The sequence below is a fragment of the Sphaerisporangium sp. B11E5 genome (genome assembly GCF_039871875.1).
Classification (GTDB): Bacteria; Actinomycetota; Actinomycetes; order Streptosporangiales; family Streptosporangiaceae; genus Sphaerisporangium.
The window spans coordinates 42115-62712 of sequence record NZ_JBDPMD010000048.1 but is presented as its reverse complement, the minus strand read 5'-3'; the positions used below and the strand labels follow the sequence as shown (position 1 = coordinate 62712).

The 20598-nt window shown below is 72.7% G+C and carries 19 protein-coding genes; 9 read left to right on the top strand and 10 right to left on the bottom strand.

Going from position 1 to position 20598, the window contains the following annotated elements; all coding sequences use genetic code 11:
* Positions 1-213: 213 nt before the first annotated feature.
* Positions 214-648 (top strand): TIGR02611 family protein, encoded by a 435-nt coding sequence (locus ABGB17_RS31490; RefSeq protein ID WP_347636449.1) that lies wholly within the window; start codon positions 214-216, stop codon positions 646-648.
* Positions 649-658: 10 nt separating this feature from the next.
* Here ABGB17_RS31490 and ABGB17_RS31485 read toward each other — a convergent pair whose 3' ends face one another.
* Complete coding sequence (locus tag ABGB17_RS31485) at positions 659-979, bottom strand: co-chaperone GroES (protein WP_347636445.1); 321 nt, start codon at positions 977-979, stop codon at positions 659-661.
* 96 nt (positions 980-1075) lie between these two features.
* Here ABGB17_RS31485 and ABGB17_RS31480 point away from each other — a divergent pair, with 96 nt between their 5' ends.
* The 4 genes from ABGB17_RS31480 to ABGB17_RS31465 all read left to right on the top strand — a co-directional run bounded on the left by ABGB17_RS31480 (position 1076) and on the right by ABGB17_RS31465 (position 6131).
* Positions 1076-1627, top strand: a complete 552-nt coding sequence (locus ABGB17_RS31480; RefSeq protein ID WP_347636441.1) for a DUF1349 domain-containing protein — start codon at positions 1076-1078, stop codon at positions 1625-1627.
* Positions 1628-1806: 179 nt separating this feature from the next.
* Positions 1807-2625, top strand: coding sequence for an SAM-dependent methyltransferase (locus ABGB17_RS31475; protein WP_347636437.1), 819 nt, complete (start codon positions 1807-1809; stop codon positions 2623-2625).
* A complete protein-coding gene (locus ABGB17_RS31470) occupies positions 2622-3455 on the top strand; it encodes an SAM-dependent methyltransferase (protein ID WP_347636434.1) in 834 nt (277 codons plus the stop codon). The genes ABGB17_RS31475 and ABGB17_RS31470 overlap by 4 nt, the downstream gene beginning before the upstream one ends.
* 90 nt (positions 3456-3545) lie before the next feature.
* Positions 3546-6131 (top strand): penicillin acylase family protein, encoded by a 2586-nt coding sequence (locus ABGB17_RS31465; RefSeq protein ID WP_347636432.1) that lies wholly within the window; start codon positions 3546-3548, stop codon positions 6129-6131.
* A gap of 54 nt (positions 6132-6185) precedes the next feature.
* Here ABGB17_RS31465 and ABGB17_RS31460 read toward each other — a convergent pair whose 3' ends face one another.
* Together ABGB17_RS31460 and ABGB17_RS31455 are read right to left on the bottom strand one after the other, a co-directional pair.
* On the bottom strand, positions 6186-8567 hold the full coding sequence (locus ABGB17_RS31460) for a helicase-associated domain-containing protein (RefSeq protein ID WP_347636428.1): 2382 nt from the start codon (positions 8565-8567) through the stop codon (positions 6186-6188).
* A gap of 239 nt (positions 8568-8806) precedes the next feature.
* Complete coding sequence (locus tag ABGB17_RS31455) at positions 8807-9328, bottom strand: ATP-binding protein (RefSeq protein ID WP_347636424.1); 522 nt, start codon at positions 9326-9328, stop codon at positions 8807-8809.
* A gap of 202 nt (positions 9329-9530) precedes the next feature.
* Between ABGB17_RS31455 and ABGB17_RS31450 the strand changes: the two genes are divergently transcribed.
* From ABGB17_RS31450 to ABGB17_RS31440, 3 genes are all read left to right on the top strand, one after another.
* Entirely contained in the window at positions 9531-10352 is an 822-nt protein-coding gene (locus tag ABGB17_RS31450) for a helix-turn-helix transcriptional regulator (RefSeq protein ID WP_347636421.1), read from the top strand.
* Positions 10353-10589, top strand: a complete 237-nt coding sequence (locus tag ABGB17_RS31445; RefSeq protein WP_347636418.1) for a DUF397 domain-containing protein — start codon at positions 10353-10355, stop codon at positions 10587-10589. It begins immediately after the preceding gene.
* Between the two features lie 131 nt (positions 10590-10720).
* The gene (locus ABGB17_RS31440; protein ID WP_347636415.1) at positions 10721-10978 is read left to right on the top strand and encodes a hypothetical protein; all 258 of its coding nucleotides are present in this window, start codon (positions 10721-10723) and stop codon (positions 10976-10978) included.
* An 18-nt stretch (positions 10979-10996) separates the two neighbouring features.
* Here the strand turns inward: ABGB17_RS31440 and ABGB17_RS31435 are convergent, their stop codons facing one another.
* The 7 genes from ABGB17_RS31435 to ABGB17_RS31405 all read right to left on the bottom strand — a co-directional run bounded on the left by ABGB17_RS31435 (position 10997) and on the right by ABGB17_RS31405 (position 19244).
* A complete protein-coding gene (locus tag ABGB17_RS31435; protein WP_347636412.1) occupies positions 10997-11578 on the bottom strand; it encodes a histidine phosphatase family protein in 582 nt (193 codons plus the stop codon).
* Positions 11579-11648: 70 nt separating this feature from the next.
* Positions 11649-12209, bottom strand: coding sequence for an ATP/GTP-binding protein (locus ABGB17_RS31430; RefSeq protein WP_347636408.1), 561 nt, complete (start codon positions 12207-12209; stop codon positions 11649-11651).
* Between the two features lie 19 nt (positions 12210-12228).
* Positions 12229-12621, bottom strand: a complete 393-nt coding sequence (locus ABGB17_RS31425) for a DUF742 domain-containing protein (protein ID WP_347636404.1) — start codon at positions 12619-12621, stop codon at positions 12229-12231.
* Positions 12621-15101, bottom strand: coding sequence for a nitrate- and nitrite sensing domain-containing protein (locus ABGB17_RS31420; protein WP_347636400.1), 2481 nt, complete (start codon positions 15099-15101; stop codon positions 12621-12623). The genes ABGB17_RS31425 and ABGB17_RS31420 overlap by 1 nt, the downstream gene beginning before the upstream one ends.
* Before the next feature lie 155 nt (positions 15102-15256).
* Positions 15257-16996 carry a prenyltransferase/squalene oxidase repeat-containing protein gene (locus ABGB17_RS31415; protein WP_347636396.1) on the bottom strand — a complete coding sequence of 580 codons (1740 nt, stop codon included), beginning with the start codon at positions 16994-16996 and terminating at the stop codon, positions 15257-15259.
* Positions 16993-17865, bottom strand: a complete 873-nt coding sequence (locus ABGB17_RS31410) for a terpene synthase family protein (RefSeq protein ID WP_347636393.1) — start codon at positions 17863-17865, stop codon at positions 16993-16995. The genes ABGB17_RS31415 and ABGB17_RS31410 overlap by 4 nt, the downstream gene beginning before the upstream one ends.
* Complete coding sequence (locus ABGB17_RS31405; protein ID WP_347636388.1) at positions 17865-19244, bottom strand: cytochrome P450; 1380 nt, start codon at positions 19242-19244, stop codon at positions 17865-17867. Before ABGB17_RS31405 ends, ABGB17_RS31410 begins: the two co-directional genes overlap by 1 nt.
* A gap of 413 nt (positions 19245-19657) precedes the next feature.
* On the opposite strand from ABGB17_RS31405, the gene ABGB17_RS31400 reads away from it, so the two are divergent.
* The gene (locus ABGB17_RS31400; RefSeq protein ID WP_347636385.1) at positions 19658-20512 is read left to right on the top strand and encodes a Gfo/Idh/MocA family oxidoreductase; all 855 of its coding nucleotides are present in this window, start codon (positions 19658-19660) and stop codon (positions 20510-20512) included.
* Positions 20513-20598 lie beyond the last annotated feature (86 nt).

The following is a 20598-nucleotide window of genomic DNA, read 5'->3' as shown; positions in this document are numbered from 1 at the left end:
GGCCCTGGTCAGAGTGGCTTGCCGCACCATGCGGCTACGGCCGCGCCTCTATGGCTGAGGCGGCACGGCCGAAACCGGCCACGTCACCCGCGCCGCACCGGACCCATCCCTGGGTCGTACACCCGGTTCCCCCCAGGGGACGAGTACGTACTTTCCGGGCGCTGGCTATTGTGGGCAGGGACACGGTGGCTACTGGGGGTGCGCGGAGTGGCGGTGACCGACGAACGGCGGGACGGGGCAGCGCCGGAAGCGAAGCGTGAAGGTTTCACGGGCTGGCTGGATGCCGTGCGGGCCACCCGGACCGGCCGTCTCACGTTCCGCGTCGTGGTGGGTGTGCTCGGCGCCACCCTGGTGATCGGCGGACTGGTGCTGGTGCCGCTGCCCGGTCCGGGCTGGCTGATCGTCTTCGCGGGCCTGGCCGTGCTCGCCACGGAGTTCGCGTGGGCGCACCGCCTGCTGGAGTTCGCCAAGCGCACGCTGTCGGCGTGGACCGACTGGCTGCTCCGGCAGAACTGGGCGGTCCGCATCCTGGTGGCCGGCGTGACGTTCGCCTTCGCGACGGTGCTGGTGTGGTTCATGCTCAAGCTGAGCCTGGGCGTCGATCTGCTGCAGATGGCCCAGACGTTCCTGGCCAGGACCCGCGCCTAGGGCCGGCCGGTCACAGGTAGAGGCCGGTGCCCTGCTCGGTCTGCGGGGTGGCCACGGCGTGCAGGTCGCGCTCGCGCATCACGAGGTACACCTGGCCGTGCACCTCGACCTCGTACTGCTCGTCGGAGTTGAACAGCACCTTGTCGCCCACCTTGACCAGCCGGGCGTTGGCCCCGACCGCGCACACCTCGCCCCAGACGAGGCGGTTGGCCATCGTGACGGTGGCCGGGATGACGATGCCCGCGGAGCTGCGCCGCTCCTCGGTCTCCTGCTCTATCTTGACCATGACGCGGTCGTGAAGCATCTGGATCTCGAACTTCGGGTCGGTCACAGGGAAAGCCTATGCGGCGCGGCCGTGAACAGTGACCCGAGCGGCGCCCTCGTCCCGGGAGAGCGCTCCCCGGTGGCCGGTCGATAGGGTCGGCGCATGATCGACGATTTGAGCGGCTGGCGGTGGATCAACGAGCCCGCCAAGTGGTCCGCGGGCGAGGACCTGCGGGTCACGGCGGATGCGCGCACCGACCTGTGGCGGGTCACGCACTACGGCTACACCTTCGACACCGCCCACATGTTCGGCACCACGGCGACCGGCGACACGCGCGTGACCACGACCTTCGGCGCCGGCTACGCCGAGCAGTACGACCAGGCGGGCGCCGTGCTGCGCGTCGACGAGGAGAACTGGATCAAGGCGGGGGTGGAGTACGTCGACGGCCGCGTCCACCTCAGCGCGGTGGTGACCCGGGGTTTCTCCGACTGGTCGGTCACCACCGCCCCCGGCCTGCCGGAGTCGGTCACGCTGGACCTCCACCGCCAGGGCGACACCGTCGTCATGCGGTACGGCCTGGACGGCGCCGAGCCGGAGACGTTGCTGCGATTGGCTTATTTCCCCCCGGGCCGTCCCGCTCTCGCCGGCGTCATGTGCGCGGCCCCCGCGGGTTCGGGATTCGAGACACGTTTCACGCGTGTGACGGTCATATGACGAACTCTCGCCGTCCTGCGCGGACGTTCTCCGAAACATTTCACGAATGCGGGTTTCAAGAGGTTAGCTCGTAACATGGATATGTTGGTGCTCCCAACAGCGGTCGTGAAGTTCGCGGGGTGAGTGGGAATCGTCGTGTCCACCAGGTGATTCCGCCCGGGACGGGGTGAGGGGGAAGCGTGGGCGAGGAGGTCCAGCAGGGGGCCGGCGGCCTGGACGTCACCGCACCGAACTGGGCACGGGTCGGGAATTATCTCCTCGGCGGAAAGGACCACTTCGCGGCCGACCGCGAGGCGGCAGAGGAGATCCTCTCCTACGCGCCCGAGATACGCACCATGACGGTGGAGTTGTACCAGTTCCACGCCAGGGTCGTCCGCCATCTCGCCGCCGAGGGCATGACGCAGTTCGTCGTCATCGGCGCGGGCCTGCCCTCCAGTTGCAACACCCACGAGGTCGCCCGCAAGGTGCGCCCGGGGGCCCGGGTGGTGTACGTCGCCGACGACCCCGTGGTGTTGTCCCACGCCCGCGCCCTGCTGGCCACCGACGCCGACACCGGTGTCGTGGAAGGGGACGTGCTGCACCCGGCGGAGCTGGTCGCCGACCCCGTCACCCAGCGGCTCGTCGACCCGGCCCTCCCCGTGGTGGTGATCATCCCCACCCGCCTGCAGTTCACCCCGGACGTCGACGAGCCGTTCAAGCGGGTCGGCGAGTTGCGCGACTGGATGCCGGCAGGGAGCCACCTGGTCGTCACGCACGCCGTGCTCGACTCGCGCCCGAAGCCCGCCGACCAGGTCGTCCCCGTCTACCAGCGCGTCTTCCGGCGCAGCGAGGACGCCTCCCGCACCCGCGAGCAGGTGCTCGGGTTCTTCGACGGCCTGGAGCTGCTGGACCCGGGCCTGGTCTACATCCGGCAGTGGCGGCCCGACAACCCGCTGGCCGCGCGCGATCCCGAGAGGATCTGGATGGTCGGCGGCGTCGGCCGCAAGGTCTTACCATGACCGGCGCGGAGGGGGGCAAGGCGGAGGAGGTGCGGCGGCAGCCCGGAGATCTCGATGTCAACATGCCCAATTGGGCACGGATCGGCAACTACATCCTGGGCGGCAAGGACCACTTCGCCGCCGACCGCAAGGCCGCCGACGAGATCCTCGCCTACGCCCCCGAGATCCGTCCCATGACCGTGGAGCTGTACGACTTCCAGGCCCGCGCGGTCCGCTACCTCGCCGGCCTCGGCATCGACCAGTACATCGTCGTCGGCGCGGGGCTGCCGAGCAGGTGCCACACCCACGAGGTGGCCCGCGACGTCCTGCCGGGCGCGCGGGTGGTGTACGTCTCGCAGGACGCCGTCGTGTTGTCGCACGCCCGCGCCCTGCTGGCCGTGGACGAGGACACCGGCGTGGTGAAGGGCGACGTGCTGCACCCCGCCGAGATCGTCGCCGACCCGGTCACCCGCCGGCTCGTCGACCCGGCCCGGCCGGTGGCGGTCGTCATCCCCAACATCCTGCAGTACGTCCCGGACGTGGACCGGCCGTTCGAACGGGTGGCCGAGCTGCGCGACTGGATGCCCGCGGGCAGCCACCTCGTCCTCGCGCACGTCGTGTCGGACTCCCGGCCCGCCGCGGCCGACCAGGTGGTCGGGGTGTACCAGCGCATCGTGGGCCGCGACGAGGACGCCTCCCGCACCCGTGAGCAGGTGCTCGGGTTCTTCGACGGCCTGGAGATGGTGGAGCCGGGCCTGGTGTACATCCGGCAGTGGCGGCCGGACAGTCCGCTGGCCGCGCGCAACGCCGACAAGCTCTGGATGGTCGGCGGCGTGGGCCGCAAGCCCTGAACCCGCAGGTCCCCGAGTCCTGGCGGTGGCCGAAGCGCCGCCTTCCGGTGATCCGGCGCACATGGACGCACTCCATACTGTGATGCGCACATGTGTAGTGAAAGGTCATTGGACTTGAGGATCGCCCCTTTTGCCGGGTTGCCTGGACCGTTGCGCTGGACCGCCCGGGTGCTCGCCGTCCTGGTGGTGCTCGCCCTCCTGCTCGCCGGAGCGGCCGTCTGGACGGTACGCAGGTCCTTCCCCCAGACGGCCGGCGAGCTGCGGCTGCCCGGCCTCCAGGCGAAGGCGACGGTCCTGCGCGACGGGCACGGCGTCCCGCACATCTACGCCGACACCCCGCACGACCTGTTCCTCGCGCAGGGCTACGTGCACGCCCAGGACCGCTTCTGGGAGATGGACTTCCGCCGCAAGACCACCGCGGGACGGTTGTCGGAGCTGTTCGGCGCCGCCACGCTGGACGTCGACAAGGTGGTGCGCACGCTCGGCTGGCGGCGCACCGCCGAGCGGGAGCTGCCTCTGCTGAGCGCCGCGACGCGCCAGGCCCTCACCGACTACACCGCCGGGGTGAACGCCTGGATGACCGCGCACGCCGGGTTCGCCGAGCGCAGCCTGGAGTACGTCGTGCTCGGCCTCACCAACAGCTCCTACACCCCCGAGCCGTGGACGCCCGCCGACTCGCTCGCCTGGCTGAAGGCGATGGCCTGGGACCTGCGCTCCAACATGGACGACGAGCTGCAACGCGCCCTGTACGCCTCAGTGCTGCCGCCCGACCGGGTGGCGCAACTGTTCCCCGCCTACCCGTTCGACCGCCACGCCCCCATCGTCACCGGCACGGGCGAGCGTGACGGCGGCGGCGCCACGGCCGTACGGCCCGCCGCGCAGGACCGCGCGGGTGTCCCCGGTACGGCCGCCGCGCTCGCCGCGGTGGCGCGCACGCTGCGAGCGATGCCGTCGCCGCTCGGGACGCCGGGGAGCGACCGCGAGGGCATCGGGTCCAACTCGTGGGTGGTGTCCGGCGCGCACACCGCCACCGGCAAGCCGCTGCTGGCCAACGACCCGCACCTCGGGCCGCGCATCCCGTCCCTCTGGTACCAGGCCGGCCTGCACTGCCGGGTGAGGTCCGCCGCCTGCCCCTACGACGTCGTCGGCTACACCTTCTCCGGCCTCCCCGGCGTCGTCATCGGCCACAACGACCGCGTGGCGTGGGGCTTCACCAACCTCGCCCCCGACGTCAGCGACCTGTACCTGGAGCGGACCAAGGGCGACACCTACCAGGCCGGCGGCGGGTTCCGCCCCATGGAGGTCCGCACCGAGGAGATCAAGGTGGCGGGCCGCGCCCCCGAGAAGCTCGTCGTGCGCGCCACCCGGCACGGCCCCATCGTCTCCGGTGTGCTGGAGAGCGCCGCGGAGGCCGTCCCCGGTGCCGCCGCCGCGGCGGGCGAGTCCGGCGACGGGCTGGAGGTCGCGCTGCGCTGGACCGCCCTGGACCCCGGCCGTACCGGCGACGCGCTGCTCCTGCTGAACACCGCGCGGAACTTCGAGGAGTTCCGCGCGGCGGCGGCGTCCTTCGAGGTGCCCGCGCAGAACATGGTGTACGCCGACGTGGACGGCAACATCGGCTACCAGGCGCCCGGCCGCATCCCGATCCGGTCGAGGGGCGACGGCACGTGGCCCGCCAAGGGCTGGACCGGCGAGGCCGAGTGGACCGGTTTCATCCCCTTCGACGAGCTGCCGACGGCGTACAACCCGCCCGAGGGGTACATCGTCACCGCCAACAACGCGGCCACCGGCCCCGGGTACGACCACTTCCTCACCGCCGACTGGGCGTACGGCCACCGCTCCGAGCGCATCGGGCAGCGGCTGCGCCAGGCCATCGCCGGCGGGAAGATGACGGCGGCCACCATGGGGGACATCCAGATGGACTCCGCCAACACCTTCGCCCCCACGCTGGTGCCGCACCTGCTGCGCGCCGGGGTCCCGGACGGCGGCGAGATCCAGAAGCTGCTGGGCGCCTGGGACTTCTCGCAGGGCCGCGACTCGGCCGCCGCGGCGTACTTCAACGCCGTGTGGCGCCACCTGCTGCGGCGCACGTTCGACGACGAGCTGCCCGAGAGCGGGCGCCCCGGCGGCGGCGACCGGTGGTACGAGGTGGTGCGCACCCTGCTGGACCGTCCCGCCGACCCCTTCTGGGACGACGTGCGCACCAAGGGGAGGACCGAGACCAGGGAAGACACGCTGCGGGCCGCGATGGCCGACGCGCGGGCCGAGCTGCGCGAACGGCTCGGCGACCGGCCGGGGGAGTGGCGCTGGGGCGATCTGCACACCCTGGAGCTGACCAACGAGAGCTTCGGCACCTCGGGCATCGGCCCGGTCGAGTGGCTGTTCAACCGGGGCCCGCTGCGTCTCGCCGGCGGCAAGGACTCGGTGGACGCCACCGGCTGGAACGCCGCCGAGGGGTACGAGGTGGACTGGGTGCCGTCCATGCGGATGGTCGTGGACCTCGCCGACCTGGACCGCTCACGCTGGGTCAACCTCACCGGCGCCTCCGGCCACGCCTTCCACGCCGCGTACGCCGACCAGGCCGAGCTGTGGGCGGACGGCGCCACCACCCCGATGCGCCAGACCGAGCGCGCCGTCCGCGCGGACACCGTGGACACGCTGACGCTGGTGCCCTGACGCGGGGGACGCCCGCCGCTCACGGCGGCGGGCGGGGACGGCGGGGGAGCGGGGTCAGCCGCTGGTGACCGACGAGATCTCGGCGAGGGGGAACTCCAGGTAGTCCCCGGCCTCCTCGCACCAGGCGTCAAGCACGCCGCGGCGCAGCTCGCCGTGGCTGATGGTGGCGGTGAGGCCGTCGGACAGGGTGATCAGCGCACGCACGCCGCGGTCCACCACGAACCCGAGCAGGGACTGCTGCGCGGTGGGCAGCCGGGTGGCGAGGCGCCCGATGACGGCCCAGGTCTGCCCGGCGGCGTGCTCGTCGGGGCCGGTGCGCACCAGCCGCTGGGCGTGCTCGCGCGGGTCCGGCGGCGGGTCGGCGATGGACGGCGGCGGTTCCTCCAGCTCGGCCACCCGCCCGCCGGGCAGCAGGATCAGCCGCCCGCCCGCGGGCTCGCGCCGCACCGCGATCTCGCCGGTGTCGTCCACCGGCACCGGGGCGTACCCGGCCTCGCGCAGCGCCGCGAGCGTGCGGTCGGCCGCGGCCGCCGCGGCGAGAACGGTCGGCGCGAGCAGCCGCAGGCCGAGGCGGGACAGGCGGCGGTGCGCGGCGATCTCGGCGAGCAGCCCCGGGTCGGAGCCCTGGATGATGCAGCCCACCGTGGTGACCGTCACCTCGCCGTGGCGCCGCGCGACGTCCCTGACGAGGTACGCCAGCGGCTGCGGCACCGTGCCCGCGGCGCGCAGCTCCTCGAGCAGCGACTCGGCGGAGTACCCGGCGTCCAGTGCCCGGCGCACGCTCGCCGCGCTGAACCGCCACACCGACGCCGCGCCCTTGGTCTCGCGGTCGGCGGCGCGGTCCAGCAGCGACGACAGCTCGGCGGCGGGCGGCCCGGTGACGACGGCCGTGAGGTCGGCGCCGAACAGCGCGGTGCGCTGGGCCCCGGCCAGGGCGTGCACCGAGCTCTCGACCAGCCCGGGGTCGCGCTCCACCTCGGGCACCGACTCGTCCTGCTCGTCGCCCGCGACGGAAGGCCCGAGTGCGGCGAGGGCCCGGCCGAGGTCGGTGAGGGCGTCGCCGGCCATCAGGCCGAGCAGGCGGGCCTCGGCGAGGACCGCGGGGCAGCACTCGGTGAGCAGCTCGCGGTCCAGCAGCGGGGCGCGCCAGTGCACCGCCTGCACCAGCTCGGGAAGGCTGGCGAACGCGGCGTCGCGCGGCAGCGTGGCGAGCGTGGTGAGCACCGCCCAGCGCACCCGGGCGACGGTCTCGCCGGCCGGGTCGTCACCGAGGACGGTCGGGTAGCGGCCCGAGACCCGGCGCAGCGACGAGCGCTCCATGCGCCACCAGGCGGCCAGCAGCGTGCGCAGCCGGGCCGGGGCGTCCTCCAGCCGCCACGCGTCGAAACGCTTGGTGGGGACCAGGCCGCTCGCGGCGTCGTCGAAGGCCAGCAGCCGGGCGACGGCGCAGACCTCGAGCAGCAGCCGGGTCTCGTCCTCGGCGCAGCCGGTCTCCTTGACGACGCGGCGCACCTCGCGCACGCCGACGCCGCCGCCCTTGAGCAGCGGCAGCGGAGTCTTGTCGGTGTTCTCCAGCAGCGCGGCGGCGCGGTCCACGGCGTGCGGCGCGGCCAGGCACATCGTGTGGTCGACCATGGCGGGGTCGGCGGGCACGGTGCCGAGCGCGGGCGGGTCGGGGGTGAACGGCGCGTGGTAGTCGGGGCCGCGCAGCGCGAGGGCGACCTCGCGCGGCATCTCGGCGATGTCCCACTGCGTGCGGTACAGCAGGCCGCGGTCGGCGGCCCACCTCTCCGGGCTGCCCTGCGCGACGAAGCGGTTGCCGTCCACGCCGCGCACCGGCCCGTCCCAGGCGAACTCGTCGAGCAGGCTGACCGTGCCGTCGGGGGCCTCGCGCAGCAGCTCGGCGAGCCGCTCGGCGTCGCCGAGCACCGCGGTGACGCGTGCCATGAGCTGGCGCCTGCCGCCCTGTGAGGACACACCGAGTGCGCGGCTGATGCGGCGCAGGCCCTCGGAGTTGAGGGTCCAGGAGTCGAGGTAGGAGACCAGGGGCTCGCCGAGCCCGCACGGGGCGGTCCACCAGCGGGCGACGGCCTCGGCGAGGTGGAGGCCTCCGCCGGGCTCCGGCCACGCGAGCGCCTTGTCGTACAGCCCGTCCAGCCAGGGCAGGACCTCGGCCGTGGTCACCCCGAGGAAGCGGGCCAGCTCGTCGGGGGTCGCGCGCTCGCCGATGACCAGGCAGGCCTGCAGGATCTCCAGCGGGGGGAGAGGGAGGCCGCGCATGACCTCCATGACGGCGAAGTTGTCACTCAGGCGCCGGGCGAGCGTGTCCAGCCGGCGCGGCCAGGGCGCGGCGATGGCGTCCGGGCGGTTGGCCAGGACACGCGCGAGCCGGTCTTCATCAAGGGTTGTCAACCAGGCGAGCAGGTGATCGTCCATCACAGCTCTTTCAAAGGTCTCGCGGAAGTCACCAAGATGCCACCGTAATGCAGAGCACCCGTCCGACGGGATCGACGTAGCAGAATAGGCCCGGATTCGTTGACCGCGCATCGTCGCCCGCTGTGCTGCCGCTCGGTACGTTCCCGGCGGCGTCCGTCGCGTTCCCCCAGCTCAGGCGGATCCGGGCCCGCCGCGGACGGTGGACGTCCCCTCCCCGAGCGGGTGGGTGTCATCCGGTGTCAGCTCTTCAGCACGGCCCAGACGACCTTGCCGTACGGCGGCAGGGGGTCGAAACCCCAGCGCAGGCTCATCGATTCCACGATGTGCAGTCCCATGCCGCCCGTCGACAGGTCCTCGGTGTGGCGTAAGACGGGGACGGCGGAGCCCGGGTCGGCGAAGGCGCAGGTGACCAGCGGGCCCATGCGGATCATCGACATGCGGACCAGGTCGGCGCGGGGGCACGGCGGGCGCGGGTCTCCCGAGGCCAGCCCGTGCCGCAGCGCGTTGGTGGCGAGCTCGGAGACGACCAGTTCCATGTCGGCCACCAGGTCGCACATGGCCCAGCCGGTCAGGCTCCCCGAGGCGAAGCACCGCGCGGCGTGCACCGACCGCGCGTGCGGGGTCAGGACGAACGTGGCGCTGGACGTGCCGGCCCCGGAGGGCGCCATGTCGCGCGCGGGCTCGGGCCACCAGCCGATGGGGGGCCACCAGTCGAAGGCCGACCACTGGTTTTGCCCACGTGTCAGGTCCGTGGAGTGCACCAGATCATGATGGTCCAAACTCCTGTGCAGGTGCAAGAGCGAATGCACGTGCAGAAGCTACGTGCAAGCGCTACCGTTGGTACAAGAGGTCACGAAAGGGGACTACACGCGCGATCTTTGACAGACTGTGATCCAGTCCACAACCGGAGGAAAGCACGTGTCGATCGACCCCCCGGGTACCGGCTCAACGGTCCGGCGAATCATGCTGGGCGCCAGCCTGCGCAAGCTGCGCGAGGATCGCGGACTCAGTAGGGAGGAAGCGGGTTTCCACATCCGCGCCTCGGAGTCCAAGATCAGCCGGATGGAGCTCGGCCGGGTGGGGTTCAAGACGCGTGACGTCGAGGACCTGCTCACGCTCTACGGCGTCAACGACGACGCCGCCCGCCGCGGGCTGCTCGAAATGGTCCGCGAAGCCAACACGCCCGGATGGTGGCACAAATACAGCGATCTGCTGCCCACATGGTTCACCACGTACATCGGTCTCGAAGAGGCGGCGCAGACCATCCGCACGTATGAGGTGCAGTTCATCCCGGGTCTTCTCCAGACGGCGGCGTACGCCCGCACGGTGATCAGGCTCGGGTGGCCGGACGAACCCGAGGAAGAGATCGATCGGCGTGTGCACATGCGCCTGGAACGGCAGGAGCGTCTCACCCGGAAGGACGGTCCGAAGCTCTGGGCGGTCATCGACGAGGCCGCGCTGCGGCGGCCGATCGGTGGCAAGGAGATCATGTACGAGCAGATCCAGCACCTGATGGCGGTGGCGAGCCTGCCGGCCATCACCCTGCAAGTGATGCCGTTCCAGTTCGGCATGCACGCGGCCGAGGGTGGAGCGTTCAGCATCCTGCGTTTTCCGGAGTCCGACCTGTCGGACGTGGTCTACGTCGAGCAGCTATGGGGTGCCCTCTACCTGGACAAACGTGAGGACGTCGATCCGTACCTCACCGCCATGGAACAACTGTGCGTGGAAAGCACAACGCCTGGGGGCACCGCCGAGATCCTCGGCGACATACTCAGAGAGATCTAGATGACCCAGCCCTATAACGGAATGCCGGCCACCAACCTCACCGGCGTGGCCTGGCGGAAGAGCCTGTACAGCAACTCGCAGGGGAACTGCGTCGAGCTTGCCGAGCTCCCCGATGGAGGCGTCGCCGTCCGCAACTCTCGCTACCCGGACGGTCCCGCCCTCATCTACACCCGCGCCGAGATCGCGGCACTCGTCCTCGGTGTCAAGGACGGGGAGTTCGACAATCTGGTCGCGTAACGTCCTGTTCACATATCGCGAGTCCGGTTAACCGGAGAGCGCGCATCGCGTAACCGGGGTCGTTCATCCGATCCGGCACACTGGTGGCTTCCGCCGCGCTTGATGTTCCTGGGGGCCCGATGCTGGACCAGATGACGCTCTACCCCGTCGCCGATGACGTGTTGTTCGCACCGGGGGGCCGCGTCGTGATCCGTACCTACGGCGTCGCGTCCGCGGCCTCCACAGAGGGCGGCAGCCGTCCGGTCGCCTACCGCACCTGGGTCACGGGAGTCCGCGACCAGCCCCGATACTGGCGCTGGGGTCATTTCGAGGACGCCCGCCGGGGCCACCGCAAGGTCCTGGAGTGGCTGACCGGCCGCGGCCCGCAGCCGCAGGCGCCGGCCGCGTGACCGGTCCTCGCGGCCAGGTCAGATCGGTGCGTTCCACCGGCTGACGGCCCGCTCGCCGTGCTCGAAGCCGAGCACGGACACCGTGCCCGTGTCCAGCTTGAACAGTTTCCCGTCGTGCGGCGGCAGCCCCAGCCAGCGCGCGGTCAGCACCCGCAGGAAATGGCCGTGCGCGACCAGCGCCGCGGTGCCCTCGACCGGCAGCACCCTCGCGATCACCCGGTCGGCGCGCTCCCCGACCTGCTCCACGGTCTCGCCCGGGTGGGCGGCGTCCCCCGGGATCACGCCGTCGCGCCACAGGTACCAGCCGGGCCGGCTTTCGCGGATCTCGGCGGTTGTGATGCCCTCGTAACCTCCGTAGTCCCATTCCCACATGTCCGTGTCGGTCCGGAAGTCCGTCAGACCGGCCAGTTCGGCCGTGCGCCGGGCCCGTTCCGCGGGACTGGTCAGCACCAGGGAGATCGTCCTGCCCTTGAGCGCGCCGGTCAGCGCGCGTGCCTGTTCCTCGCCCTCCGGCGTGAGGGGGATATCGGTGCGCCCCGTGTGCCGCAGCGCGCGGCTCCACTCGGTCGCGCCGTGCCGCAGAAGTATGAGCTCGTCCATCGCGCCATCATCCCCGACCGGGCCCCCACGCGGGTCGCCGGGTGCGGTGGGCGTTGCGCGGTCGCCGTGGTCAGGTCGCTGCGGGGTGGCGGGCGCGCATGGCGTGTTCCACCAGGGTGACCAGCACGTTCTTGCTCGACTCGCGGCGACGGGCGTCGCACAGCACCACCGGGATGCGCGCGTTCAGGTCCAGCGCCAGCCTGATCTCGTCCAGCTCGTAGGTGCGGGCGCCCTCGAAGCAGTTGACCGCCACCACGAACGGCGTGCGGCGCCGCTCGAAGTAGTCCACCGACGGGAAGCAGCCGTCCAGCCGGCGGGTGTCGGCGACCACCACCGCGCCCATCGCGCCGAGCGCCAGCTCGTCCCACACGAACCAGAACCGCTCCTGGCCCGGCGTGCCGAACAGGTACAGCACGTGGTCGGGGCCGATGGTGATGCGCCCGAAGTCCATCGCCACCGTGGTGGTGGTCTTGCTCTCCACACCCGAGATGTCGTCGATGCCGGTGCCGCGGTCGCTCAGCGTCTCCTCGGTGCGCAGCGGGCGGGTCTCCGACACCGAGCCGACCATGGTGGTCTTGCCCGCGCCGAACCCGCCCGCGATGAGGATCTTCACCGCGGTCGGCGCTCTCATGGGCCCGCCGGGGCGCCCCTCAGAGCGCCCGTAGGCCATTGAGCACCGCCTTGTAGGTGTCCAGGCTCAGCACCTCGTTGTCCCGGTGCGGCTCCTGGACGGCGACGAGGCGCCGGTCGACCAGGTCGCCGAGCAGCACGCGCACCGTGCCCGCGGGCAGGTCCAGGTGGGCGGCGATCTCGGCCACCGACACCGGGCGCTCCTCGCACATGCCCACGATGGTGAGGTGCTCGGGCCCGAGGCCCGGCTGGCCCGGCGTGGGGGCGCCGGTGGTCATGACAAGGGTGATGAGGTCGAACTTGCCGCGGCTCGGCTTGGTCCTGCCACGGGTCATCACGTAGGGCCGGACGATCCGCCCGGCCTCCTCGTCCAGCCACTGCTCCTGCCCTGGGTCGTCGGAGAGGCTGGTCATCACGCTCCTTCCCCCGGATCGCCGTGATCTGGGTGGGGTGGGCGGGCGGCCTCGGCGCGGCCGCGTTCGGTACCGGACTGGAAGGCCGCCAGCATGCGGCGGGTCTCCTCGGGCGTGCGTTCCCCGGCGGGCTCCGCCGGGGCGGCCGGGCGCGCGGGCGGTTCCGCGCGCAGGCCAGGGGCCAGATGCGACTGCGCCACCCGGCGTGGCAGGCCGGACGGCGTGGTGGGCGCCGGCGGCTGCGGGGCGGCATGCCGGGGGCGCTCGGGGCCGTTGCTCTGGGACGGGGGGAGAGGTTGGGCGGCCTGCGGGAAGGGCGGGGCGGCGTCGTGGGACCGTACGGCCCGCACGGCCCGCACGGCCCGTTCCCCGCCGGCCTCCTCCTGGCGGGGCTCCTCGGGGCCCTCAGGGGTGATGTCGGGCTCCGGCTGCCGCCCGGGGCCGCGAGGGAGGTCGGGCCGCGGCTCCCGGCCGCGGCCGCTGCGCTCGTCCTGCAGCCGCCACGGGTCGGCCCTGCGGGACCCGCCGGGCGCGTCGCCCCGGTCCTGCCGGGGGGGCGCCTGGTCGCCGGCGGGCACGCCGGGGCCGTCCGGGGCGTCGGGGTCCGGGCCGATCAGCTCACGGGGGAGCAGCACGATGACGGTGGTGCCGCCGTACGGCGAGGACTTCAGCGTCACCTGGATGCGGTGCCGTGCCGCGAGGCGGCTGACCACGAACAGGCCGAGGCGCGGGGTGTCGGTGAGCTTGAACTCCGGGGGGTCGGCGATGCGCTGGTTGGCCGCGGCGAGGTCCTCCTGGCTCATGCCGAGCCCGCGGTCCTCGATCTCGACGACGTAGCCCTTGCCGACGACCTGGCCGCTCACCCGCACCGTCGCGTACGGCGGTGAGAACGACACGGCGTTCTCGATCAGCTCGGCCAGCAGGTGGATCACGTCGCCGATGGCGCGCCCGGCCAGGTCGGCGTCGTCCATGGGGCTCAGCTCGACCTGGGTGTAGTCCTCGATCTCGGCGAGCGCGCCGCGCACCACGTCGACCATCGGCACCGAGCGGCGCCAGGCGCGGCCGGGGGAGGCGCCGGAGAGCACGATGAGGTTCTCGGCGTTGCGCCGCATGCGGGTGGCCAGGTGGTCCACCCGGAACAGGTCGGCCAGCTCGGCGGGGTCGGACTCGCGCTTCTCCATGGTGTCCAGCACGGTGAGCTGCCGGTGCACCAGCGACTGGGTGCGCCGCGCCAGGCTGAGCAGGATGGCGCGGTAGCCGCGCCGCATCTCCGCCTGCTGCACCGCGACCCGCACCGCGGTCTCCTGCACGGTGTTGAACGCCTGGCCCACCTGGCCGATCGCGTCGCTGCCGACCGCCAGGGGCGGCGCCTCGGCCGCCACGTCCACGTCCTCGCCCCGGCCGAGGCGGTCCACCACCGAGGGCAGCCGCCGGGCGGCGAGGTCCAGGGCGGCGGCGCGCAGCTCCTCAAGGCGCCGCACCAGGGCGCGGGCCGTCGTGATGGCCAGCACGATGGACGCGATGACGGCGATCAGGCCGAGGCCGCCGGCGAGGGCGAGCCGTACGATGACGCCGATCGCGATGGGGGTGGCCCGCTCGACCAGCCGGTCGCCGCCGACGGTGATGAGCCGGTCGAGCTGGGCGAGCACGTCGGTGGTGGCGGCTTCCCAGGTCTCGGCGTCCACCGCGGGCGACTCGGCCCGCGGCGACTCGATGATCCGCTCCTCCAGGCGGCGCAGGCGTTCGTACGCCTCGCCGCTGGTGAACCGGTCGTAGTCGGCGCGGTCCAGAGGGGGCAGCTCCCCCGCGGCGGTGTTCATCAGGAACCGCTGCGCGCCGACGTTCCCCGCGAACCGTGCGCGCTCGCCGTCGGTGAAGCCACCCGCGATCAGCGCGCCGGCCGCGATGGCGTCCTCCTGGGCGAGCAGTTCCAGGGCGCGGCTGAGCTGGATGAACGTGCGGGTGTCCTTGGCGAACCCGGCGTCGTCCAGCGTCGCCATCGAGTCGTAGATCTTGTAGAGGGCCTCGATGACCGCGGTGATCGTCTGGGCGGCCTTCGCGCGGTCCACCGCGCCCGCGTCCACGAGCTTCCTGAGGCCCGGCAGGACGGCGGCCTGGCGGTTGGCCTGGTCGATGCGGCGGAGCAGCGTCTCGCCCGCCGCGGCGCGGGTGCCGTCGCTCGTGGTGAGGCGGCCGAACTCGGCGACGGCGTTGTCGGTGCGGCGGCGCTGGGCGCTCAGCGCGGCGCGGCGGGCACCGGAGCCGGGGTCGGCCAGCAGGACGACGGTGAGGCGGCGCTCGCGCTGGAGCTCGTCGCGCAGGCGCTCGCCGGGCACGGCGACGCCGGAGTCCAGGGCGGAGACCCACAGGACGTTCAGGCCTTCCCGGGTGGTGACCCAGGCGGCGAAGCCCCAGAGGGCGATGAGCGACACCAGCAGCGCGGTGACCTTGACCCGGACACGCGAGTTACGCAAGCGCACGGCTCCACCCCAGGCGGTTATTCGGGATCCCGTGGTACGGCACCCCGGCGAACATCCCTACGTGTATGGTCTTGTCGGAATATAGCGGTGAATCAAAGGCACTAGGGGGATATCACCGCTTACGTCGGGAGACCCTAGCACGCGGGAAAACGGCTTCACGACAGCCTGCTGTGATTTTTGTAAAGATGTCGAGTTAATTCCGTCCTACCCTGATCCGTGGCTCCGTTGTGCGCGGCCGTGTGCCCGTTCCGCGCACGTGCCTGGTACCACGCAGTGATCACGGGCTCGCGCTGGGCGAGATGCAGGGCCGCCGTCACCACGGCCTGGACGATGGTTCTCGGGAGGTACAGGTCTTTGTCATGCCACATAGGTGGAAAAACCTCCCAAGTCTCCCGTCCGTTGCTTTTTACCCCGATTTCTCGCTCCGTGCGCATTAGGTACGCGTAGCCGCGGGCCGCCGCGGCGAGCGATTCACCTGCGGTGTCGCCGGGCCGCCCGGCGAGCAGCAGCAGGTGCATCGCGTACGCGGTCTCCTCGGCCGTGCCGCGCCAGAGCCCCCAGGAACCGTCCGCCCGCTGCGTCTCGAGCACCCACCGCACCGCCCGCCGCACCGCGGCGTCCGAAGCCTCGCCGCCGAACGCGCCGAGCGCCAGCGCGCAGCACGCCGTGGCGTAGTACGGCGAGGCGTGCCACCGGTCGCTCCAGCTCCCCACCTCGTCCTGCCGTCCTGCGAGCCACTCCGCGAGGCCCGCCATCACGGCCCCGTACCGCGGCCGTGCCTGCGGGCAGACCGCGACGTACTGCCCGAACGCGTCAAGAACATGCGCGTTCACCGTCGTGGAGACCCCGTCCTCGCCCCGCCACGTGCAGAAGTACGGCCCCACGTGGTAGTCCCAGAGGCTCTCCGGCGCCCGCGGCGACCCGAGCAGCGCCAGCGCGTAGAGCGCCACCGAGGTGGTGTCCGCGTCCGCGGGCAGCCCCGCCCCGGCCGCCACGCCCCCCGGCTCCGCCGCGCCGAGCAGGCTCAGGCCGAGCTCCTCCGGCACCACGACCGAGATCCCGGCCCGCACCAGCCAGCTCAGCGCCCACCCCCGCTCGAACACCGTGATCGGCACCCCGCACGGCACCGGCCCCCCGTGCGCCGCGACCACCTCGTCCAGGAACGCCCACGCCGCCCCCTCGGCCCCCTCGTCCGCGTGGCCCGCCTCGCCGAGCCAGGCGGCGGTGGCGGCGGGGGAGGCGCCGATGACGCCGGCCGGGGTGGGGCGCACGCCGGGGGCGCGGGTGGCGGCGTCGCCGGCCACCTCCAGGGCGTGCAGCAGCTTCTCGGGGACCGGTTTGCCGGACAGCAGGCGGGCGCGGACGGCGGCGAGGCGGGTGCCGTCGGCGCCGTCCGGCAGCGGGAGGGGGGCGACGCCGGGCGGGCCGAGCTGGTGGAGGCGCTGGTTTATCGAGATGACCAGGGCCGGCACGATCAGCTCGATGGCCGGGGTGTCGGGCAGTGCCCCGTCGCCGCAGGGGGAGGAGGCGTCGCCGAGCCTCCACAACGCGCGCAACGCCCGCCGTACGGCGAAGGCCACCGTCTCGGCGTCCGGCCGGTCGCCGTAGCCCGCCTCCGCTCGCCGTTCGGGCCCGAGCTCGGCCAGCAGCCCGTCCGCGGCGCTCAGCGTGGGGACCAGGGCGTACCGCGCGTGGGGCCCCCAGGTGCCGTCCGTGCCCTGCGTGGAGGTGAGGTACGCGACGCGTTCGCGGTGGCCGGACAACCAGGGGGCCAGGGCCACCATTCGGCCGGTCTCGTACACCGACGGGGAGACCTCGCCGCCGGGGCGGGTGAGCAGGCCCCCCACCACCTCGCGGGCCCGGGCCGCGACGTCCGCGCGGTCGAGCCCCGTCACAGGCTTCCCCAGTAGTCGCCGAGCGCGTAGAAGCCCGCACAGAAGTCCATCTGGCGCTCCAGGTAGTCGGCGACGCGGGGAAGCTCGGGCCGCAGCAGGGCGATCAGGTCGCGGGCGCGGGAGGCCAGCGCGGCGATGTGCCGCTCCACCTCCGCGCGGGACACCCCGAGGAGCAGCACGTTGAGGTCGTCCCACTCGACGTCCCGCTCGTAGGTGCCGAGGTCGTTGAGCAGCCGGATCACGCGCTGCACCTCGCGCGCCGCGTCCAGCACCCGCCCGAGGTGCGTGTCGTCCCCCGGCTCCCCGGTGTGCAGCAGATGGGCGGTGAAGGCGAACGTGAACCCGAGGTTGTCGGCGTTGCCGAGGTACTCGTAGAACGACGGCGCCGTCCCGGCGTCCCGCCAGGCCCGCTCGCGGCCCATCGCCTCCAGCATGGCCCGCAGCTCCTCGTGCCACACCGGCCCGAGCCACGGGTACGACGGCGTGGCCAGCAGCTCGCCGCGGATGTCGGCGAGGAAGAGGCTCAGCTCGTCCCCCTCGGCGGGCGGCGCGCCCCCGGCGACGGCCAGGCAGCGCCCCACGATGTGGTCCACCTCGTCGGCGGTCGTGGCCGCGTAGTCCACCAGCCAGTCCAGGCCGAACGCCCACAGCGACGTCTTGTTCGCCATGCGCAGCTCGCCGGCGGTGAGCCACGGCCCGCTGAACGCCATCGCCATGCCGAGCGTCCCGGCGAGCCCGGCGTCGAACGGCGCGGCCCGGAACAGGCGGGGGTAGGCGGCCATCCACCCGAGCAGGTCGCGCTGGCACCGCCCCGCCACCGCGCACACCGAACCGGCCTCCGCGGCGGAGGTCCACCCGCGAACCGTCATCAGACCGCCCCGGCCGCGGCCACCTGGCGCAGCCGCAGGCGCACCCTGCGGGCCGGGCGCAGCAGCGCGGTCGGCGCCGGCGTGTAGGGGCCCTCGCCGAGCAGCACCGGGCGGTACCTGCTGAGCAGCGCCGCGACGATGAGCGGGGCGTCCATGGTGAACAGGTGCTGGCCGAGGCACTGGTGTGCACCGCCGCCGAACGGGAAGTAGCTGTAGCGGTGGCGCCGCTCGGCCCGCTCGGGCGCGAACCGCCCGGGGTCGAACTCCAGCGGGCGCTCCCAGAACTCCTCAAGGCGATGGGTGACGTACGGGCTGATCAGCACCATCGACCCGGCGCGCACGGGGGTGCCGCCGATGACGTCGTCGCGCACCGCCATGCGGGGGAACAGCCAGCCCGCCGGGTACAGCCGCATCACCTCGCGCAGCACCATCATGGTGTAGCGCAGCTCGGGGACGTGCTCGGGCCGGGCGGGGCCGGTCCCGACCACCCGCTCGATCTCGTCGCACAACGCGGCCGCCACCTCGGGGTGGGCGTCGAGCACGGGCCACAACCAGGTCAGGGTGGTCGCGGTGGTCTCGGAGGCGGCGGCGTAGACGCTGACCAGGTCGTCGCGCACGCGGCGCTCGTCCACCGGCCCGCCGTCCGGCGCGTGCGCGCGGCACAGCGCCGACACCACGTCGTCCCCGGAGGCGTCCGGCGCGGCGGCCCTGCGGCGGATCACCGGCAGCACCACGTCGTCCACGGTGCGCACCGCGGCGAGGAACGCGCGGTCGCCGGGGACCCGGATGCCGTACGGCAGGAACGGCAGCAGCAGGCGGAACGACACCGCGGCGTCGGCCGCGTGGTAGGCGGTGATCAGGCGCTCGCTGTCCTCGCGCGAGACGGCGTCGCCGAACAGCACCCGGACCACGCTCTGGTTGACGATGGCGGCCATCTCGCGGGCGGCGTCCACGGGGCGCCCGGTGCGCGCGTGCCGGTCCAGCTCGGCGACCCGCGTGTCGATGGTGGCCGCGATGGCGCCGGCCAGCGAGGTGACGTACTTGGCGGTGAACACCTGCTGCAGGATCTTGCGGCTGGACGCCCACGTGTCGCCGTCGCCGAGGATGCCGTCGCCGAGCAGGCGGTTCAGCGGACGCCAGAACATGCCCTGGCGCACGTAGTTGGTCCAGTTGCCGCGCAACACGTGCTGCACGTGGTCGGGATGGGTCACCAGATAGGGACGGAACGGCCCGAGCCGCAGACGGACGACGTCCCCACCCGCCTCCACGCCCAGCGCGGCCAGCCCGTCGGCCGGTTCACGGGCCAGGCGCGGCATCGCGCGGGTGAGAGTGCCTCGTACGGCGCGCCGGATCCGCGGCACGCCACCAACGACCGGCATCGCGATGAATCTCCCACTTCGTTCTACCCGGTAGAGCGCATACGGTGACAGCGCTCCCTCGCACACCGGGCGCCGCAAGAGCCACGAAGAAGACAAACCTGCTCTTACGGCGAAATGCACGTGATGCATGACCTATCACGATCTCTTACGTCGATCAACCCATCTAGTCAGAGCTGTATGGATCCCGCAATCAGCGAGAAACCGCACAAGTTCCGGCCTCACGCGGTGAACCGGGAGGCCCTGCCGACCGTACGAACCGGGTGACGACGGCCCGCCGCGCTACCATCTCCGCACGTTTCCGCTGGGCCGCCGGTGCCGTGGCCTCATCGCGCCCCCGTGGGACGGCGATGGTCTACCCTCGGCACGTCATCGCCAGATTTTCAGTTATCAGGACATTTCTGGAATGGAGCGCTGTGGAGCCGGTTTCTGTGGGCCTGGTCGGAGCGGGGCAGTGGGCGGAGGCGGTGCACGCGCCCACACTGGCCAAAGGACCGCACACCCGGCTGGTCGGGGTGTGGGCCCGCCGCCCGAGGTCGGCGGCCAGGCTCGGCGTGCCGGTGTACGAGCGCGTCGAGGAGCTGTTCGACGTCTGCGAGGCCGTCGCCTTCTGCGTGCCGCCCGCGGTGCAGGCCGAGCTGGCCGTGCAGGCCGCCAAGGCGGGCAAGGCGCTGCTGCTGGAGAAGCCGCTCGCCGCGGACCTGGACGGCGCCCGCCGCCTCGCCGACGCCGTCGCCACCGCCGGCGTGCCGAGCCAGATGGTGCTCACCTTCCGGTACTCCGCCGCCACCCGCGCGTTCCTGGAGCGGGTCCGCGCCATCGCGCCGTTCGGCGGCCACGCCGTGAACATCTCAGGCGCTCTGCACACCATCGACTCGCCATGGCGGCGCCAGCGCGGCGCCATCCTCGACCTCGGCCCTCACATGATCGACATGCTCGACGCCGCACTCGGCCGCGTGGTGGCGATCCGCGCCCACGGCCACCCGCTCGGCTGGACGGGCCTGCTGCTCGACCACGCGACCGGCGCGATGAGCGAGGCCTCCCTGACCATGGCCGCCTCGGTGGACCGCGGCACCTCCCGTGTCGCCGTCTACGGTCAGCACGGCAGCGAGGTCCTGGACGGCGGCGACCTCGGCTACGACGTCTTCCCCGAGATGGCCGCCGACTTCGCCGCCACCGTCCGCGCCCGCCGCGTGGACCACCCGCTGAACGCCGCCCACGGCCTCCACCTGCAGGAACTCATCGCCGCGGCCGAGTCCCAGCTCGTGTGACCCCGGTGCCCGGCCGGGGGGGCCGGAGGATCACGGGCACCGGCCCCGGCGGACCGGGAGCGGATTGGTACGGTTCGGGGGACGCG

What these genes read in the sequence shown, in the direction of transcription:
- ABGB17_RS31405 (WP_347636388.1), bottom strand. Translation starts at nt 19,244, where the DNA reads ATGCCGGTCGTTGGTGGCGTGCCGCGGATCCGGCGCGCCGTACGAGGC.
- ABGB17_RS31465 (WP_347636432.1), top strand. Translation starts at nt 3,546, where the DNA reads ATGTGTAGTGAAAGGTCATTGGACTTGAGGATCGCCCCTTTTGCCGGG.
- ABGB17_RS31470 (WP_347636434.1), top strand. Translation starts at nt 2,622, where the DNA reads ATGACCGGCGCGGAGGGGGGCAAGGCGGAGGAGGTGCGGCGGCAGCCC.
- ABGB17_RS31480 (WP_347636441.1), top strand. Translation starts at nt 1,076, where the DNA reads ATGATCGACGATTTGAGCGGCTGGCGGTGGATCAACGAGCCCGCCAAG.
- ABGB17_RS31435 (WP_347636412.1), bottom strand. Translation starts at nt 11,578, where the DNA reads ATGGACGAGCTCATACTTCTGCGGCACGGCGCGACCGAGTGGAGCCGC.
- ABGB17_RS31440 (WP_347636415.1), top strand. Translation starts at nt 10,721, where the DNA reads ATGACGCTCTACCCCGTCGCCGATGACGTGTTGTTCGCACCGGGGGGC.
- ABGB17_RS31445 (WP_347636418.1), top strand. Translation starts at nt 10,353, where the DNA reads ATGACCCAGCCCTATAACGGAATGCCGGCCACCAACCTCACCGGCGTG.
- ABGB17_RS31425 (WP_347636404.1), bottom strand. Translation starts at nt 12,621, where the DNA reads ATGACCAGCCTCTCCGACGACCCAGGGCAGGAGCAGTGGCTGGACGAG.
- ABGB17_RS31460 (WP_347636428.1), bottom strand. Translation starts at nt 8,567, where the DNA reads ATGGACGATCACCTGCTCGCCTGGTTGACAACCCTTGATGAAGACCGG.
- ABGB17_RS31430 (WP_347636408.1), bottom strand. Translation starts at nt 12,209, where the DNA reads ATGAGAGCGCCGACCGCGGTGAAGATCCTCATCGCGGGCGGGTTCGGC.
- ABGB17_RS31450 (WP_347636421.1), top strand. Translation starts at nt 9,531, where the DNA reads ATGCTGGGCGCCAGCCTGCGCAAGCTGCGCGAGGATCGCGGACTCAGT.
- ABGB17_RS31410 (WP_347636393.1), bottom strand. Translation starts at nt 17,865, where the DNA reads ATGACGGTTCGCGGGTGGACCTCCGCCGCGGAGGCCGGTTCGGTGTGC.